Source organism: Streptomyces sp. MGP-P1 (assembly GCF_057766565.1).
In genome coordinates, this window is the sequence record NZ_JBYMEM010000001.1 from 1429349 (window position 1) to 1447454 (window position 18106).

Sequence of the window (18106 nt, forward strand, 5' to 3'; positions counted from 1 at the left end):
CCCTTCAAGCACGGTTCGCCCCCGGCTTCACCCCCCGAGCCGGCCCGTCCCGCCACTCCCCCAGGAGGCCTGGTGTCCGTTCTCCTTGAGCAGCCCGCAAGCCTGGTCGCCTACCGCCCGAACAAGCCGACGGCCATGGTCGTCGTGGCCGACCCGCGCGTCCGTTCCACCGTCACCCGCCATCTGTGGGCCCTCGGAGTACGTGACGTCATCGAAGCGTCGTCCATCGCGGAGGCACGCCCCCGCGTCGGCAACCCGCGCGACATCTGCATTGCCGACGTCCACCTGCCCGACGGTTCCGGGCTGACCCTGCTGTCCGAGACCCGCGCCGCAGGCTGGCCCAACGGTCTCGCCCTCTCCGCCGCCGACGACATCGGCGCCGTTCGCAACGCCCTCGCGGGCGGCGTGAAGGGCTACGTCGTCACCGGCACCCGAACCAACATCGGCCACCCCTCCCGCCCCGGCGTCGCCCCCATCGGCGCCAACGCGGCCCGTATGCACCGCAGGCCTCCCGGTTCCCCGAGCCACCCGGGCGGCTACCGCGAACTGTCCGGACGCGAGGTGGAGGTGCTCCGCCTGGTCGCCGAAGGCCAGTCCAACAAGGCCATCGGCGTCTCGATGGGCCTCTCCGCCCTGACCGTCAAGTCCCACCTCGCCCGCATCGCCCGCAAGCTCGGCACCGGAGACCGCGCCGGAATGGTCGCGGTCGCCCTGCGGACGGGCATCATCCACTGACCGCACCCCGCCGGGACGTGCACCGATGCGTCTCCGGCTGGAATACGCGCATGGCCGCCCGTCGACGGAACGTTCCGTCGACGGGCTCCGTGCATACACAGATACCCTTGACACGTGACCGACGCCCAAGAGACCGCAGCAGACAGTTCACTGCGAACCACCGGGGGCGCTCCCCCGGACGACGTCGCCCCGGCGCCGATCCCCTTGCTCGAACCGCGCGAGGGCATTCCCCCGGTGGTGACGTCCGACGACGCCCTCGCCCGGGTGATCGCGGCCTTCGCCGCGGGCACCGGCCCGGTGGCCGTCGACGCCGAGCGCGCCTCGGGATACCGCTACGGCCAGCGCGCCTACCTCGTACAGCTGCGCCGCGAGGGCGCGGGCAGCGCCCTGATCGACCCGGTCGGCTGCCCCGACCTCGCCGGCCTCGGCTCCGCGCTGTCCGACACGGAGTGGATCCTGCACGCGGCGACCCAGGACCTGCCGTGCCTGCGGGACATAGGCATGACCCCCACCTCGCTGTTCGACACCGAGCTGGCCGGACGGCTCGCGGGCTTCCCGCGCGTCGGCCTCGGCGCGATGGTGGAGAACGTCCTCGGATACGCCCTGGAGAAGGGCCACTCCGCGGTCGACTGGTCCACCCGCCCGCTGCCCGAGCCCTGGCTGCGCTACGCCGCGCTCGACGTGGAGCTCCTGATCGACCTGCGCGACGCGCTGGAGGAGGAGCTGGAGCGGCAGGGCAAGCTGGAGTGGGCCCGGGAGGAGTTCGACGCCATCGCCTCCGCGCCGCCCGCGCCGCCCCGCCAGGACCCCTGGCGCCGCACGTCGGGCATGCACAAGGTGCGCCGCCGCCGTCAGATGGCCGTGGTCCGGGAGCTGTGGACCGCCCGTGACCAGGTCGCCCAGCGCCGCGACGTCTCCCCGGGCAAGGTGCTCGGCGACGCCGCGATCATCGAGGCCGCGCTCGCGGTGCCGGTCGACGTACAGGCCCTGACCGCGCTGCCGGGATTCGGCCACCGCATGGGACGCCGTCAGCTGGAGCAGTGGCAGGCCGCCGTGGACCGGGCCAAGGCACTGCCCGAGACGGCGCTGCCGCAGCCCGGTCAGCAGCCGGCCGGGCCGCCTCCCCCGCGCTCCTGGGCCGACAAGGACCCGGCCGCCGCCGCCCGGCTCTCGGCCGCCCGCACCGCCGTCTCCGAACTGGCCGAGCGCCTCCACATGCCCCAGGAGAACCTGATCACCCCGGACACCGTGCGCCGGGTCTGCTGGGAGCCGCCGAAGAACCCGACGCCGGGCGCCGTCGAGGACACCCTCGCCGGATACGGGGCACGGAACTGGCAGATCCAGCAGGTCGCCCCGCTCCTGGTGCGGGCGCTGGACGCCTCCTGACACACCGCCGTTCCCGTGACACAGCGAACACCCCCGGTCACCGACCGGGGGTGTTCCGCTTCCCGGGCCCTGTCCGCGGACCGAACCGATGGTCGAAATCGCGCCAGGTTCAGGACCCTTCCTGCCGCCGCGCGGCCGCCGGGACGGCCCGTACCGGGCACCGGGACGGTGTGACCTTCGACGCTCCGGCCGTGAGGGGTGGGCAGTCTGGTTACCCGCAAGTAGCATGAGGGCAGGCGGCGCGCCCCCGTGGCGTGCCCCGCAGCAGTGCCATCCCGCACCCTGGAGGAGAGCCACCGTGCCTCGTACCATCCGGGACGTCGTCTTCGTCGACGGCGTCCGCACCCCGTTCGGCAAAGCGGGCCCCAAGGGCATCTACCACGAGACCCGCGCCGACGACCTCGTCGTGAAGGCCATCCGGGAGCTGCTGCGCCGCAACCCGGACCTGGACCCCAAGAAGATCGACGAGGTCGCCATCGCCGCGACCACGCAGATCGGCGACCAGGGCCTCACGCTGGGCCGTACGGCCGGCATCCTGGCCGGTCTGCCGCAGTCCGTCCCGGGCTACTCGATCGACCGCATGTGCGCGGGCGCGCTGACCGCCGTCACCTCGACGGCCGGTTCCATCGCCTTCGGCGCGTACGACGTCGTCGTGGCCGGTGGCGTCGAGCACATGGGCCGCCACCCGATGGGCGAGGGCGTCGACCCGAACCCGCGCTTCGTGTCGGAGAAGCTGGTCGACGAGTCCGCCCTGTTCATGGGCATGACGGCGGAGAACCTGCACGACCGCTACCCCACGATCACCAAGGACCGCGCCGACGCGTACGCGGTGCGTTCGCAGGAGAAGGCCGCCAAGGCGTACGCGGGCGGCAAGATCCAGCAGGACCTGGTGCCGGTCTCGGTGCGCCGCACGAACGCGGATGTCGGGGAGACGGGCTGGGGCCTGGTCACCGCCGACGAGCCGATGCGCCCGGGCACCACCATGGAGTCGCTGGCCGGTCTGAAGACCCCGTTCCGCGCCCACGGCCGCGTGACGGCCGGTAACGCCGCGGGGCTCAACGACGGCGCCACCGCCTCCCTGCTCGCCGCCGAGGACGTCGCCCGCGAGATGGGTCTCCCGGTCAGGATGCGCCTCGTCTCCTACGCCTTCGCGGGCGTCGAGCCGGAGGTCATGGGCTACGGCCCGATCCCGGCGACCGAGAAGGCACTCGCCCAGGCCGGTCTCTCCATCGAGGACATCGGTCTCTTCGAGATCAACGAGGCGTTCGCCGTGCAGGTGCTCGCCTTCCTGGAGCACTACGGCATCGCCGACGACGACGCCCGCGTCAACCAGTACGGCGGCGCGATCGCCTACGGCCACCCGCTGGCCTCCTCCGGTGTCCGGCTCATGACGCAGCTGGCCCGGCAGTTCGAGGAGCAGCCCGAGGTCCGCTACGGCCTGACGACCATGTGCGTCGGCTTCGGCATGGGCGCCACGGTCGTCTGGGAGAACCCGCACTTCAACGCCGACGGAGGCAACAAGTGAGTTCCACCACTGAGCTTCTGAAGGGTGCGGCCGAGCTGTTCCCCGGCGAGGTCGTCACCCAGGCGCACGTACGCCACCTTGACCTGCCGTCCGGTGCCGGGCGGTTCGCGCTCATCACGCTGGACAACGGCCTGGACCACACCAAGCCGACCACCTTCGGACCGCAGTCGCTGGCGAACCTGGACGCCGCGATCGACCAGGTCGAGAAGGAGGCGTCCGAGGGCGTCATCACGGGCGTCGGCATCACCGGCAAGCCGTTCATCTTCGCCGTCGGCGCCGACCTCAAGGGCGTCGAGCTGCTCGGCCGTCACGAGGACGCGCTGGCCATCGGCAAGGGCGGCCACGACGTCTTCCGCCGCCTGGCCGGCCTCGCGGTCCCGACCTTCGCGTACTACAACGGCGCGGCGATGGGCGGCGGTGTCGAGGTCGGTCTGCACTGCGCCTACCGCACCGTCTCCACCGCCATCCCGGCGTTCTCGCTGCCCGAGGTCTTCCTCGGCCTGGTCCCCGGCTGGGGCGGCTGCGCGCTCCTGCCGAACCTGATCGGCGCGGACCGCGCGGTCTCGGTGATCATCGAGAACTCGCTCAACCAGAACCGTCAGCTCAAGGGCAAGCAGGTCTACGAGCTCGGGATCGCCGACGCGATCTTCGAGGGCGCGGACTTCCTGGAGCAGTCGCTGATCTGGACCGCGGCCGTCCTCAAGGGCGAGCTCGCCGTCGAGCGGCCCGCGATCGACCGCGGCGAGGGCTGGGACGCGGCCGTGGCCCGCGGCCGGGCCATCGCGGACTCCAAGGTGCACGGCGCGGCCCCGGCGGCGTACCGCGCGCTGGACATCATCGCGGCGGCGAAGGACGGCGACCTGTCCGCCGGCTTCGACGCCGAGGACCAGGCGCTGGCGGACCTGATCATGGGCGGCGAGCTGCGCAGCGGCATCTACGCCTTCAACCTGGTCCAGAAGCGCGCCAAGCGCCCGGCCGGCGCCCCGGACAAGAGCCTGGCCCGCCCGGTCACCAAGGTCGGCGTCGTCGGCGCGGGTCTGATGGCCTCGCAGCTGGCGCTGCTGTTCCTGCGCCGCCTGGAGGTCCCGGTCGTCCTCACGGACATCGACCAGGAGCGCGTCGACAAGGGCGTGGGCTACGTCCACGCCGAGATCGAGAAGCTGCTCGGCAAGGGCCGCATCAACCAGGACAAGGCCAACCGCCTCAAGGGCCTGGTCTCGGGTGTCCTCGACAAGGCCGAGGGCTTCGCGGACGCGGACTTCATCATCGAGGCCGTCTTCGAGGAGATCGGCGTCAAGCAGCAGGTGTTCGCGGAGGTCGAGGCGGTCGCCCCGGCGCACGCGATCCTCGCCACCAACACCTCCTCGCTGTCGGTGACCGAGATGGCGTCGAAGCTGAAGAACCCGGAGCGGGTCGTCGGCTTCCACTTCTTCAACCCGGTCGCGATCCTCCCGCTGCTGGAGATCGTCCGCGGCGAGCAGACGGACGACGCCTCGCTGGCGACGGCGTTCGGTGTGGCCCGCAAGCTGAAGAAGACCGCGGTCCTGGTGAAGGACGCCCCGGCGTTCGTCGTCAACCGCATCCTCACCCGCTTCATGGGCGAGATCCAGAACGTCATCGACGAGGGAACCCCGGTCGAGGTCGCGGAGAAGGCCGTCGAGCCGCTCGGCCTGCCGATGTCCCCGCTGGTGCTCCTGGAGCTGGTCGGCCCGGCCATCGGCCTGCACGTCTCCGAGACCCTGAACCGCGCCTTCCCGGAGCGCTTCACGGTCTCGCGGAACCTCGCGGCGGTCGTGAAGGCCGGCAAGCGCGGCTTCTACGTCTACGACTCCGGCGCTCCGGTCCTCGACCCCGAGGTCGCGGCGCTCCTCGAGCAGGGCGACACCGTCCTCACGGAGGAGCAGACCCGCGACCGGGTGCTCGACGCGGTGGCGCAGGAGATCGGCCTCATGCTGGACGAGGGCGTCGTAGCCGAGGCCCAGGACATCGACCTGTGCCTGATCACCGGCGCGGGCTGGCCCTTCCACCTGGGCGGCATCACGCCGTACCTGGACCGTGAGGGCGTCTCCCAGCGGGTGAACGGCAAGCCGTTCCTGGCGCGCGGCGTGGCGAGCGTGCCGGCGTAACGCTCGATTTCACGACGGACGGGCCGTACGGGATGATCTCCCGTACGGCCCGTCGGCATGCACGGCCCGGCACGGGCGGAGGGGCGACGAGAGATGCGGCGCGATGCCGGGGGACGGGATCCGGGGGCTCCGGGGTGGGCACGCCCTGCGCCGGTCCGGCTGATCACGGCGGTGGCCGTGCTCCTGTCCGGGCTCCTGTCGGCCCCGGTCCCGGTCCCGGCGCTGCCGACGGCCGATGAACGCCTACGAGTCGCCACCTGGAACATGTGCGGTGTGGAGCAGTGGAACTGCGACGGCACCGGCAGCGGTGAGGTCAAGGTTCGGGCGCTCAGGGATCTGGCCGGCGCCGAGGGCGCGGACGCGATTCTGTTGCAGGAGGTCTGCACGGAGGATCTGGCCGCCGCCCGCCGCGCGTTGGGGCGTGACTGGGACGCGGCTTTCCGTGGCTATGCCCATCGGGCGCCCGACGGGCGGTTCACCCCGGTCGACTGCGTGGCCGGCCGCGGCCGGGCCGGTATCGCGGTGCTGGCCTCCTCGCCGCTGACCCGGGTCACGACGGTGAACGCCCAGGAGCCCGAGGTCGGCCTGCACCGCGGCATCCTCTGCGCGACGGTGTCCGGGCCCGGGCTCCGGGTCTGCTCCGCCCACCTGAGCCTGCCCGGCAGCGACCGGGCGCATCCGGGGTGGGAGCTGCGCGACGACCAGTTGGCGGCGATGGTCGACGCGGCGGGCGCCCGTACGGTGTTCGGCGGCGACCTGAACACCGCGCCGCCCACGGCCGCGAACGACCGCGGCTGGATCTGGCCGCACCAGGCCTTCCGTCGCTATCGGGAGTGCGACCAGCGATGGCCCTCCGCACGTACCGGCCGCCCGACTCTGGTCACCGGCGGCAAGATCGACTACCTGTTCACCGATCTGCCCCGTACCGGCTGTTCGGTGCGTGACACGTCCGCGTCGGACCATCTGGCCCTGATCATGGAGGTCGAGGCGGGCTGAGGCCCGGGCCGCCGACGTCCCCGTGCGCCGCTCCGGTCGCTCAGCCCCGGTAGGCGTGCACCACGCCGAACCGCACGACGGTTCGCGGGGATTCCTGGCCGGAGTGGTCGACCGCGTGACACGCGACGGTGTGCTCCCCCGCCGCCCACGACCAGCCCGGCTCGAAGGACCAACGGGTGTCCGGCGCGACCGGGGCGACGCCCAGCCGCATGCCGTCCTCGACGAACTCGACCCGGGCGGCGCCCTCGGCGTACCCCGCGATGGCGATCAGCGGTCCCTGGACCTGCTGACCGGAGACGGGCCCGGCGACCACCGGTGCCGGAGGCGGGCCGCCCACCGCCGGCCGGGGAGCCGCGACCGGCCCCGCCGGCTGCGGGCCCTCGGGGGCTTCGGCGACGGTGAACGTGATCTCGGCCCGCTGGGAGTGGTAGCCGGCCGCGTCCACTCCGAGGATCCGCACCGGGTGCTCACCCACGCTCCAGGGGCGGCCGAGGTCCCAGCTCCAGGAGCCGTCGGGGGCGACCTCGGGGGCACCGAGGAACTTGCCGTGCTCCCAGACGCTCAGCCGTACCGCGCCCGGTGCCACGCCGGTGAACATCACCGAACGTCCGTACACCGTGCCTCCGGGCGCCGGGGTGTAGGCCACCGGGGCGGCGAACGCCTCCTGCACCTGAGAGGTGGTCCTGAGGTACGAGTCGATGGCCGAGGTGTCCACGTCCGGCTGCTCGCCCCCGCTGCGCACGAACCCGATCCGCGGCGCGATCCCGTCGATCAGGAAGTTGACCAGCCCCATCAGGACCGGGAGGTTCCGGCCGGTCACGTGCGCGTGATCGACGATGTGGGGGGAGTCGCTGAAGATGAAGTTGAGGTTCTCGTAGCCGGTGAACAACGGCAGGAACGGCTCCACCTGCTCCTTGAACTGCTCGTCCTGCGGCGACGAGAGGAGGTAGATGTTGGCGTTGCGGTTCGCCCCGGCCCGGACCAGGGCCGGTATCGCGTCGTCGATGATCTGCGTGTTCTGCTCGGTGACCTCACCCATCATGTGCTCGGCGATGGACGGGTACTGCAGGACGTAGCTGCCGATCCTGAACTGCGGGACCATCGACACGATGTTCCGGAAGCCGTACTTCAGTCCGAAGTAGAGCGCCGCGCTGCCGCCCTTGCTGCCGCCCCACATGGTGCACTGGTCCGGCGTGAGACCCAGCGAGTTCAGGACGTTGGAGATCAGGGAGGCGACGGACCGCTCCAGCCCGAAGTCCATCCCCTTGCACAGGTAGTAGCTGTTCTTCCCGTGGAAGCGGTCACGGATCCACAGGACGTTGGACCGGAGCGTGTCGAACACCCCGTTGGACCATCCGTAGTCGCCGGGCACGGAGAAGTTGGCGAAGACGACGACCAGGTGCCGGTTGCCGTTTCGCGCGTGCGCGAACCGGTACTCGACCGGGAAGGTCCCGGAGTTGTCGATACCGGTGTGCAGCGGACGGCCCGGGGCTGCTTTGGACACGGCGCGGGATTTCCCATCTCATGCAGGGGCGGCGTACCGACGCGTCCGGGGTCTTCCGGAGCTCGGCCGCCGGAGGTCAGGCGTGCTTCACGGAGAAGGACAGGTCGTTGTCGTCGGTGATGTAGGCGACGGTCCGGTGTGCGACACCGAGGTCGGAGCGGTCCACCGCCGTGGGGAAGCGGTCGGTGTGCTTGCGGCGGATGATGTCCCCGCCGATCCGGCCGGCCCGCATCTCGGAGCCGTCGCCGGTCCGTATCCACAGGTCCCAGATGTCGGTGGCGGCGAGCCGGCGGGCCAGGAACTCCCGGTGCGGAACGGCGAACGTGACGGAGGTTCCGCCGGCCGCCTGGACGGGGACGGCGAACTCGGTCGTCCGGTCGTTCCGGTGGCGCAGCACGGCGTGGACCGCCGTCCCCGCCGGGACGGGCGCGGGCAGCAGCAGGCTGAGGTGGAAGCCGGTCCGGCCCTCGTCGACGACGACCTGGCCGATCTCCGCGTGGGCGGGGCGGTACCACGTACGCAGGGCGATGAAGTCGTCCATCGTCCGGTACGGAATGGCCGACGAGACCCCCTGCCCGTCCAGCCAGGGCGCCTGCCCGCTGAGGTACTGGGTCTCCACCCCCTCGGCCACCATCCGCTCGTCCTGGCCCTCGGGCCCGTGCAGTCGCAGGTCCCAGGTTCCTTCGTGCGGGCGCAGCAGCCGGGGGTCGATCATCGTCTCCGCCCAGAGCTGCCCGCGGGCGTCCTTGACGAGGGTGCCCGCCTCCAGCGGGACCGTGCGGAGCTCCGGGCTGTCGCGGAGCTTGATTCCCACGGCGTAACCGGTCGCGCCCTCGCCGGTGACCTTCAGCTGGAGCCGGAAGCCGCCGCCCGGGGCGGCGATCAGGCGCCCCTGGGCCAGTACGCGGGCGGTCGGCCGCACGGGATTGCGTACCCGGTTGGTGAGGAGGTGGTCGATCAGCTCCTCGTACCGTTGGGCGATGACGTCAGGGGCGAAGCGGTAGGCGTTCTGGCGGGCCGCCTCGCTCATGCGCAGCCGCAACTGGTCGTCGTTGATGATCGCGAGCAGGCCCTGGGCCACCGACTCCGGGTCTCCGGGAACGGCCAGGAACCCGTCGACCCCGTGCTGGATGATCTCGCGGGGACCCAGCGGGCAGTCGGTGCTGACGACCGGCAGGCCGGCCTGCATGGCCTCGACGATCGTCATGCCGAAGGACTCGTTGTCGGAGGTGACGGCGGCGATGTCGCCCTTGGCCCACTCGCTCTCCATCGGCGCGTGCGGTCCCATCAGGCGGACGTGGTTGTACAGTCCGCGCTCCATCACCAGGTCGCGCAGGGCCTGTTCCTCCTTGCCGGAGCCGTAGATCCGCAGGCTCCAGTCGGGCCGGCTGCGGACCACGATCTCGAAGGCGCGGACGAGCACGTCGTAGCGCTTGACCTTCACCAGGCGTCCGGCGGCCACGACGATGTGCTGACCGCTGCGCGCGGGCATCACACTCGGCAGGGTCACCGGGTTGGGGATGGAGAGGATGCGGGAGGCGGCGTGCGGCAGGACCCCCCGGTAGATCTCGGCGTCGGCGTGGGACACGGTCACGAAGGCGTCCATGTCCGGGACGATTCTGTTCTGGCACTCACGCTGCTCGGGGATCTGCGAATCGTGGGTCAGGTGCTCCTGCCCGATCCTGAGGTAGTCGCGTTCGCCGAAGTGCGCCAGGTACATGAGCAGCACCGGCCGGGTGGCGATGACGACGTCGGCGGTGGTTCCGTCCAGGTAGCCGCCGATCCGCTGGTCCGTGAGCGCGTTGTACAGCTGTGAGAACGAGGGGCTGCGCGGGCTCACGACCGACGCCTGCCGGGACAGCTGGTGGTCCTTGTCCGCGCTGTTGGCGCGGATGTCGACCAGCGGGGTCAGCCGGACGCCGGGCTCCAGATTGCCCTGCGGGGTGTCCCGCGTACGGAAGACGGAGACGATCTCGACCTCATGACGCTTGGCCAGCGCTCCCGCCAGGTTGAGGGTGGCGCTGACCGTACCGCCGATCCCGTAGGCGTCGTGCAGCAGAAAGGCGATCTTCATGGGTGGCGGTCTCCGTGGTCGGGCGGCTCATGTCGTGCGATGGGCTGGATCCGTGGCGGCGCGGGGCCGCGCACCGGACCGCCGCGGGTTCACATGATCATTCCCTCGTAGACGCGCTCGCCGGAAGCGGTCGTCCGGTGCTGCGGTGGCGTCGCGTCCCCGATCGCCCGTTGTCCGTCGGCGGGGAACAGCCGTTGCGGCTCCTGCCGGATGATCGACTGCTGAGGCGCCTGGAACTGCTGGATCGGCTGTGTCTGCTCCAGCATCCGGCGCGCCGGGGGGCTCTGGCGGACCGGTACGGTGCCGACGGCCGGGGCCTTCGCCCGGTCGGGGGTGAGGTCGCCCCCGGCGATCAGGACGCGGTCGGTCAGCCGGGCCGCGGCGTATCCGTCGTCCAGGTCGCAGAACTGGTCCTGGAACCACCGGTAGCGGTCGGCGTACGCGTCCTGGATGCGGTCGATGTTCCGGACCGCCGAGATCAGTTCGGCCGAATCGGACACCAGGGGGCCCGGGGCGCTCTCGGCGAACTCGAAGTAGAACCCGCGCAGGGTGTCGCGGTAGTGCTCCAGGTCGTAGGTGAAGAAGAGGATCGGCCGCCCGGTGTTGACGTAGTCGAACATCAGCGACGAGTAGTCCGTGATCATCACGTCCGTGATGAGCGAGAGATCGGCCATGTCCGGGTAGTCGGACACGTCGAAGACGAACCCGTCACCGGCGCCCGGAACCGGATCCACCACGTTCGGGTGGCGACGGACCATCAGGACGTGGTCGGCGCCGAGCCGGGCGCGGGCGTCGTCGAGGTCGATCCGGAAGTCGAACTTGTACTTCCCCGGGGCGTAGAACTGGTCGTCGCGCCAGGTCGGGGCGTACATGATGATGCGCTTGCCGGGCGGAAGCCCGATGCGTCGGCGGATCTCCGCGGCCCGTCCTTCCGTTCCGGGGCGGCGCAGCAGGTCGTTGCGCGGGTAGCCGCACTCGACCATCTCGCCGGGGAACTGGAAGGCCCGCTTGAGGATGGGCGTGGAGAAGCTGTTCGGTGAGACCAGCATGTCCCAGTTCTGGACCTCCTTCGCGACCCGCTCCAGGTAGCGCTGGTCGGCGAAGTGGACGGCCTCGATGTCGTGGCCGATCTTCTTGAGCGGGGTGCCGTGCCAGGTCTGGACGACGACCTGCTCCGGACGCTTCTCGAACCAGTCGGGGAGGTGGTTGTTGGCGACGATGTAATGGGAGGTGGCGAGCGCCTCGTACCACTCCTGGGACCACATCCGTACGGACCGCGCCGTGGGCGGCAGGTCGATCTGGTCGTCGCGGACGACCCAGAGCTGCTCCACGTCGACGCCGCGCCGGACCATCTCCTCGTGGACGGCGCGCGGGCTGTCCGAGTACTGCGTGCCCTTGAAGGCGTCGAAGAGCACGGCGGGCCTGATCGCCTGGCGCCGGGCCTGCGCGTAGGTCTTGGTGCGCAGCAGCTTCTGCCGGTAGGGGCCCCGGGCGTCCTCGGCCATCGCGGAACGGACGAGGAGGGAGAGCCGGTCGTAGCCCTCCGCCTGGAGGTCGTAGCCGCGCCCGCCCAGCTCGGCCTCCTGGGGGAACCCGGGTATCAGGTCCTGCTCGATCTTGAGCATCAGGTCGGGCGAGCGGTCGGCCGGGGCCACGGACGAGGGGTCCTGGCGGCGCAGGAAGAAGTCCCAGCGGCCGGCGGCCAGCGGAATGGCTCCGGCCAGGGTGCCCATGGCCGCGGGGGTGACCACGCAGCGGAAGCGGTGTCCGTCCCACTCCAGCGGGACCGCGCGCTCGGCGCCGTGGGCCCGGGACCTGACCACGACATGGGCGCTGGCGTACTCGGCCGGGGGCAGCAGATCCACGCAGGCGTAGCTGCCGATGAGTTCCAGCGAGCCGTCCTCGTGCCAGCGGACCTCGCCGACCAGCGGGAGCGCGTCACGTTCGAAGAGGACGACGTAGCCGGAGCCGTTGCGGTGGACGGCGATCTCCCGGTCGCCCTGCGCGGTCTGGATCTTTTCGGGCATGCGGTAGTGGCCGTCGGCGGTGCCCTCGGCCATCACCGGGTACAGCGGGGCCTTGCGGCCTTCCATGTACACGGTCAGCTTCCAGCCGTTGCTGCCCATGGTCCATGCCTGGGGCACGGAGTTGTCGCCGTCGGCCCGCGAGCCGGGGACGAGGTTGCGCAGCGGGACCCGGGTGGTGAAGGTGCACCAGCCCTCTCCCCCGGGCTTGAACGACAGCCAGGAGTCGTGCCGGCCGGCGCCGTTCATACTGACCACCCGGAGCTTCCCCCACTCGGGGACCTCGGGGCTCAGGTAGACACCGCCGAGTTCGAGGTGTTCGCCCACGATCCGGTGGCGGGTGATGCGGCACCGGACGATCTCGACGCGGAGCTTCAGGGAGCCCTGTACGAAGAGGGGGACGATGCGGGTGTTCTTGTCGACATAGCGGTACGGAGGGTTGGCGGCGGCTCCCGCTCCGCCCCGCCCGACGCTCTTGTACCGGAAGAGACCGCGGCTGAACACACCTGCGGCGACGTCCCAGGTGCCCTCGACCCACTCACCCTTCTTCTTGAGCCGGGTGGTGTCGAACCGGCTCTCGAAGCCGGCCCAGTCGTAGCAGTAGCGGTTCTGGTTGGAGTACTCGGTCGCCTGCGGGTAGTAGGTGGTCTTCGCCAGATTGATGATCTTGCTGCCGGACTTCTTGTTCCGCAGCGCCAGCGCCTTGGTCGACATGTGCTTCTTGTGCACATTGATGAAGCGCACATAGGCCGAGCCGGACAGCGTCAGCCACTCCTCGTCCCAACGCGCCCCGGTGAGCGAGCTGGCGGGCGAGAGTTCCCTGTCGAGGCGGTAGTCGCTCTTGTACAGGCCCGTCTTGCGGTTCTCCAGGTGCGGGTAGTTCAGATACCGGCGCAGCCGACGGCGTACGGGCAGGGGGCCGCCCTTGCGCTCGAACTCGATGACGTCCAGCAGCTCGCCCAACCGCCCCTGATGGACCAGGAGCCACTTCACCCGGGCGTCGGCCGGCAGCTCCTCGATGAGGTCGTCGTCCGCCTCGCCCAGGAACTCCTGGGCCGCGTACATGAAGGCGTCGCGGTACTCGTCGTCCGCGTCGGGGAGCACCTTGAGGTGCAGCATGAGGTCGGACTTCAGGCAGGCCAGATCGTACTTGCGCTTGTGCTCCTTGAACGAGCGCGACCGGTGCTGCCCGAGGAACCGGCTGACGGACTGGACGGCGGCCACCCGGTCGCGCAGATTGTCGATCTCGGTGTGCCGCTGGGTGATGGAGGGTGCCGCGCCGCCCTCGCGACGGCGCCAGAAGTAGACGATGTCGGTGATGACGTCGACCTTCCGCGCCTTGAAGTGCGCGAACATGTTGACCCAGGAGTCCTCGTACAGGACCCCCTCGGGGAAGCGGATGAAGTGGTGGTCCCAGAAAGCGCGGCGGAATACCTTGTTCCACACGGTCCGGTCGTAGATCAGCGCCTCGTACCGGGTGATGTGGGTGCCGCGGCGGTCCTTCTGCATCGGCCCCTTGTGCAGGGGGGACTGCCACTTCTTGGTGGAATTCATCATCTGGACGTTGCCGGAGACGAAATCCGATCCGGACTCCGAGAGGGTGCGGATCAGCAGTTCGTAGGCGTACTCGGGAATGACGTCGTCGCCGTCGGCGAACACCAGGAATTCGCCCGCCGGGTGCATGGCGTTCAGCCCCGTGTTCCGGGCGTGCCCCGGCCCCCGGGACTCCTGGCGTATCAGCCGGAAGCGCGGATCGCGGGCGCAGAACCCCTCGGCGATTTCCGTGGACCGGTCGGTCGAGCCGTCATCGACCATGACGACCTCGAAGTCGCGGAAGGTCTGTCGAGCGATGGACTCCAGGCACTCGTCGAGGTAGATCTCAACGTCCTGGAAGGGGACGATGACACTCAGACGCGGCCCAGGGGCCATGCTTCACTCTCCAGTTCACGGCAGCGGTGAGCGCACGGCCACCACCAAGGTCCAACTCTGCTCAGCACCCTCACCCGAGCCCCCGTTGGCCCAGAGTCGGTCCTCTTCGATCACTCGCGTTCAGCTCTCGAAGCTGTAGCACCAGACGCAAATCTTAAGTGAACATTAAAGGATGTCAATGTGCAGATGAAGTGATGATCTCGTATTAGACCTGGACCGATGTACGTGATGTATGTCATGGGTCGCGCTCTACAACCATCCGCGCGGGCGCCCCGCTTCAGATGGATCGCCAGTCGTCGAGCGTGAGACCCGGGCCGTCCGTCTGCCGGGCCAGTCGCGGCTCGCCGTCCTCGCCGATCACCGCCACCACCAGCCGGCCGTAGGCGTCGTGCGCCAGCGCGGGCGTGCCCAGACACCGGATCCCGGTGTCCGACCACCAGACTCCGTTGGCCTCGTTCTCGGTGACGCCGAGGCCCACCGCGGCCGTGCCCTCGACTCCCCGGTGAGCCAGCACCGTGCAGTCGTAACCGTCCAGGGTCACCCGGATCGCCGCGTGCGGCCCCTCCCCCGGAGCGCCCCCGAGAGCCATCGGCCACGCCCCCGCACGGAAGGCGACGACCCCGCCGGCCGGATCGGTCCAGTAGAACGTGGCCCTGCCCGGAGCGGTCTCCAGCGCGGCGGACGTACCCGCCCGCACCGCCAGACGCGAGGGCTGGGGCTCGTGCCAGCCGCCACCGGCCTCCTTCTGCTGCCAGTGCAGCGTGCCCCCCTCGACCGCCGCGAAGAACTCCACCACTCCGGACGCGAGCGCGACCGCCGTGGGATCGCCGTCGATGCGCGAGCCCCGGAGGTCCTCCCAGCCGCGCCACTTGCCGTCGGGCCGCTCGCGACGCAGCATCAGCCCGCCGCCCGCGTTGCGCAGGCCTATGTGGACCTCGCCCGACTCGCTCACCGCGACGGCGGGAGCGCCGATGCGGTCACCCCCCGGCGCGTCCTTGTGCGGATTGCCCAGCGAGTGCCACGCGCTGACCGGCCGACCGGTCTGGTACTGGATGGCGTACACGATGTCGACGGCGACGGCGGAGCCGGATGCCCGCTCCCGTCGGCCCACGAAGTGGACGTAGGCGTTGGCGTCCCGCACGACGGTCAGGTGGGTGAGCCGACCCCCCGTCGCCAGCTCGGAACCGGTCCAGGGACCGCCGCCGGGGCGCGCCTGGATCCAGCGGCGCAGACGGCCGTCGGCGCTGTGGACGTACACCGTGAGCCGGTCGTCCCTGCCTCGGGTGAGCCAGATGCCGTTCAGTGCCTGAGCGGTGGGGGCGACCTCCGAAGTCGCGCGGGCGTCGCGTCCGAGCATGGTTCCGCCGTCACCTTTCCAGAAGTGGCATCCGCTACGTCACGCCATGACATATCGTGCACGATTTCGAATCTGCCATATCTTAGACCCCGCCGGTGGCACGGATCCGACACGCGAAACCCCGTCAGCGGGCTCCACCGAGGGCGGCACATCACCCGCACACCCCCGCGACCCACCGATCTCTCGCACGCGTGCTCGACCGACTGTCTATAGTTCTCGTCCACCTATAGTTCATATCCACCACCGCATACGGACCGGCCCCTCCCCCCACCCGAGTCCACCCGCCACAGCCCCACGGGGCCGCGAGACCTAGGGACTCGAAACAGGATGAGCAACGACGTCATGCCCCCGGGCCCGCGTGCCTCCCGACGCGCGGCCAAGCCCCGCAAGCGCCGCCGCGGGCTCAAGATCACGCTCGGTGTCCTGCTCGTCCTGCTGCTCGCCGGCGGCGGAACCGTGTACTGGATCTACAGCCAGCTCGACGGGAACATCAAGGGCGTCGACATCGACAAGGCGCTCGGCGAGGACCGCCCGGAGAAGCTGCCCACCAGCGGGCAGAATCTGCTGGTCCTGGGCTCGGACTCGCGTGCCGGGGCGGAGAACGAGGAGCTGGGCGGCGGCGGGGGCGTCAGTGGCGCGCGCTCCGACACCGCGATGGTGGTGCACATACCCGAGGGCCGGTCGAAGGCCGTCGCCGTCTCCATCCCGCGCGACACCCTGGTGACCCGGCCCGAGTGCGTCGGGGACGACGGATCCACGGTGTCCGCCAAGGAACGCGTGATGTTCAACTCCGTCTACGCGCAGGTCGGCCCGGCCTGTGTGGTGAAGACGGTGGAGAAGATGTCCGGGGTCCGCATCGACCACTACCTGGAGATCAACTTCGCCGGGTTCAAGGACCTGGTCGACGCCATCGGCGGAGTCACCGTGGACGTACCGCAGGACATCGAGGACAAGGCCTCCGGGCTGAGCCTCACCGCGGGCCCGCAGAAGCTGAACGGCACCGAGTCCCTGGCGTACGTCCGGACCCGGCACGGCATCGGCGACGGCAGCGACCTCGGCCGCATCGGTCTCCAGCAGCAGTTCATGATGGCCCTGCTGAGCGAGGTCAAGTCGCAGGATCTGCTGGGCAGCCCGGCTAACTCGTACAAGATCGCCAAATCGGCCACCAAGTCGCTCACGACCGACTCGGGGCTCGCGTCGCTCACCTCGCTGGCCGAGTTCGCCCGCTCGATGAACGGCGTCGACCCGGCCTCGATGGAGACGATCATGCTGCCGGTGGCGTACGACAAGATCGACAAGGCCCGGGTGATCGCGGCCGAGCCGCAGGCGGGTCAGCTGTGGAAGGCGATCCGCGAGGACACCACGATCCCCGAGGACGCGAAGAAGTCCCCCGCCACCGGGGGCTGACGGCCCGTCGTGCCGCGCCGCCCGTGACACCCTGCCGGGATGAGCGAGGACGATGCGGTGCTGGTGATCGTGGACGGCGCCAACGTGGTCGGTTCCGTGCCCGACGGGTGGTGGCGGGACCGGCGCGGGGCGGCGACCCGGCTGCGTGACTCCCTGGTCCCGTACGCGACGGCCGGGCTGCCGGGGCTGCCCGGCCCCGTCGAGCTGGTGCTCGTCGTGGAAGGGGCCGCCCGGGGCGTCGCCTCCGTGACCGGGGTGCGGGTCGACTCGGCCCCCGGCAGCGGCGACGACCTCATCGCCGAGCTGGCGGCCGGGGCCGCCCCGGGCCGGGACTGCGTCGTCGTCACCGCCGACCGGGGGCTGCGGCAGCGGGTCGAGGCGTACGGGGCACGCTGCGTGGGCCCCCGTACGGTACGGCCGTCGCCGGAGGCGTAGCGGTCCCCCCGGGCGCCGGGCCTCCTCGGGCCGCCGCCCCGGCCCGTACTTCCTGGGGCAGCTCCCCCTGCCCGCACCTTCTGGCCCCCTGATCCGTACCTTCCGAGGCCGCTGCCTCCGGCGCGGGGGCGCGGCCGCCCTCGTCCCGCGCGGCCGTCCGAACCCACTGCGCCCACCCTCTTCTCGCGGCCTTTTGACCGTGCACCGGCGTGCGTCGAGCCCGGCACGATCCGAGAAGGACGCCTTGGCCCACCGCACCGGATTCCGATGCCGTCCGCCCCCGCGTCACGGGCCGTATACCGCCGTCGGGTCGACGATCAGGCGTTCCCATACCAGGCATCCGTACGTTCCTTCTCAGCCGGTGCAACCGACACCGTCGACAGAGGAGAAGAACATGCCTGAGAACCAGAGCCAGGAGCCGACGGAGTCCGAGGAGTTCGAGGTCGTCGCGCACAGCGAGGACGGCGAGGACGAGGCGGGCAACTGCCTCACCAACAACAGCGACATGCTGCAGTAACTCGCCCCGTCGAGTCCTGTGCACGGCGCGGGCCTCCGACGCTCGGACGGATCGTTCCGAGCGACGGAGGCCCGGCCGCCGTGCGGCCTTC

Annotated in this window: 12 protein-coding genes; 8 read left to right on the forward strand and 4 right to left on the reverse strand. The window is 70.7% G+C overall.

Features of this window, described 5'->3' with window-relative positions; translation table 11 throughout:
• Window positions 1–72 precede the first annotated feature (72 nt).
• The 5 genes from AC3CH1_RS06365 (at window position 73) to AC3CH1_RS06385 (ending at window position 6768) form a co-directional block, all read left to right on the forward strand.
• A complete protein-coding gene (locus tag AC3CH1_RS06365) occupies window positions 73–735 on the forward strand; it encodes a helix-turn-helix transcriptional regulator (protein WP_018956913.1) in 663 nt (220 codons plus the stop codon).
• A gap of 114 nt (window positions 736–849) precedes the next feature.
• On the forward strand, window positions 850–2121 hold the full coding sequence (locus AC3CH1_RS06370; RefSeq protein ID WP_488461962.1) for an HRDC domain-containing protein: 1272 nt from the start codon (window positions 850–852) through the stop codon (window positions 2119–2121).
• 298 nt (window positions 2122–2419) lie between these two features.
• Window positions 2420–3646 carry a thiolase family protein gene (locus AC3CH1_RS06375; protein ID WP_488461963.1) on the forward strand — a complete coding sequence of 409 codons (1227 nt, stop codon included), beginning with the start codon at window positions 2420–2422 and terminating at the stop codon, window positions 3644–3646.
• Complete coding sequence (locus AC3CH1_RS06380; protein ID WP_488461964.1) at window positions 3643–5772, forward strand: 3-hydroxyacyl-CoA dehydrogenase NAD-binding domain-containing protein; 2130 nt, start codon at window positions 3643–3645, stop codon at window positions 5770–5772. Before AC3CH1_RS06375 ends, AC3CH1_RS06380 begins: the two co-directional genes overlap by 4 nt.
• A gap of 171 nt (window positions 5773–5943) precedes the next feature.
• The gene (locus AC3CH1_RS06385; RefSeq protein WP_488461965.1) at window positions 5944–6768 is read left to right on the forward strand and encodes an endonuclease/exonuclease/phosphatase family protein; all 825 of its coding nucleotides are present in this window, start codon (window positions 5944–5946) and stop codon (window positions 6766–6768) included.
• Window positions 6769–6808: 40 nt separating this feature from the next.
• On the opposite strand, the gene AC3CH1_RS06390 is transcribed toward AC3CH1_RS06385, so the two are convergent.
• From AC3CH1_RS06390 to AC3CH1_RS06405, 4 genes are all read right to left on the reverse strand, one after another.
• Entirely contained in the window at window positions 6809–8272 is a 1464-nt protein-coding gene (locus tag AC3CH1_RS06390) for a hypothetical protein (RefSeq protein WP_488461966.1), read from the reverse strand.
• A 76-nt stretch (window positions 8273–8348) separates the two neighbouring features.
• Window positions 8349–10346, reverse strand: a complete 1998-nt coding sequence (locus AC3CH1_RS06395; RefSeq protein ID WP_488461967.1) for a glycosyltransferase family 4 protein — start codon at window positions 10344–10346, stop codon at window positions 8349–8351.
• An 89-nt stretch (window positions 10347–10435) separates the two neighbouring features.
• Window positions 10436–14299, reverse strand: a complete 3864-nt coding sequence (locus AC3CH1_RS06400) for a bifunctional glycosyltransferase/CDP-glycerol:glycerophosphate glycerophosphotransferase (protein ID WP_488461968.1) — start codon at window positions 14297–14299, stop codon at window positions 10436–10438.
• A 277-nt stretch (window positions 14300–14576) separates the two neighbouring features.
• Window positions 14577–15656: a DUF8189 domain-containing protein gene (locus tag AC3CH1_RS06405; RefSeq protein ID WP_488461969.1), complete on the reverse strand. Its 1080-nt coding sequence runs from the start codon at window positions 15654–15656 to the stop codon at window positions 14577–14579.
• A gap of 327 nt (window positions 15657–15983) precedes the next feature.
• On the opposite strand from AC3CH1_RS06405, the gene AC3CH1_RS06410 reads away from it, so the two are divergent.
• The 3 genes from AC3CH1_RS06410 to AC3CH1_RS06420 all read left to right on the forward strand — a co-directional run bounded on the left by AC3CH1_RS06410 (window position 15984) and on the right by AC3CH1_RS06420 (window position 18015).
• Entirely contained in the window at window positions 15984–17063 is a 1080-nt protein-coding gene (locus tag AC3CH1_RS06410) for an LCP family protein (RefSeq protein ID WP_488461970.1), read from the forward strand.
• A 39-nt stretch (window positions 17064–17102) separates the two neighbouring features.
• A complete protein-coding gene (locus AC3CH1_RS06415) occupies window positions 17103–17498 on the forward strand; it encodes an NTP pyrophosphohydrolase (protein WP_488461971.1) in 396 nt (131 codons plus the stop codon).
• 394 nt (window positions 17499–17892) lie between these two features.
• Window positions 17893–18015 (forward strand): hypothetical protein, encoded by a 123-nt coding sequence (locus AC3CH1_RS06420; RefSeq protein WP_003965535.1) that lies wholly within the window; start codon window positions 17893–17895, stop codon window positions 18013–18015.
• Window positions 18016–18106 lie beyond the last annotated feature (91 nt).

What these genes read in the sequence shown, in the direction of transcription:
- AC3CH1_RS06410 (WP_488461970.1), top strand. Translation starts at nt 15,984, where the DNA reads ATGAGCAACGACGTCATGCCCCCGGGCCCGCGTGCCTCCCGACGCGCG.
- AC3CH1_RS06420 (WP_003965535.1), top strand. Translation starts at nt 17,893, where the DNA reads ATGCCTGAGAACCAGAGCCAGGAGCCGACGGAGTCCGAGGAGTTCGAG.
- AC3CH1_RS06415 (WP_488461971.1), top strand. Translation starts at nt 17,103, where the DNA reads ATGAGCGAGGACGATGCGGTGCTGGTGATCGTGGACGGCGCCAACGTG.
- AC3CH1_RS06405 (WP_488461969.1), bottom strand. Translation starts at nt 15,656, where the DNA reads ATGCTCGGACGCGACGCCCGCGCGACTTCGGAGGTCGCCCCCACCGCT.
- AC3CH1_RS06395 (WP_488461967.1), bottom strand. Translation starts at nt 10,346, where the DNA reads ATGAAGATCGCCTTTCTGCTGCACGACGCCTACGGGATCGGCGGTACG.
- AC3CH1_RS06400 (WP_488461968.1), bottom strand. Translation starts at nt 14,299, where the DNA reads ATGGCCCCTGGGCCGCGTCTGAGTGTCATCGTCCCCTTCCAGGACGTT.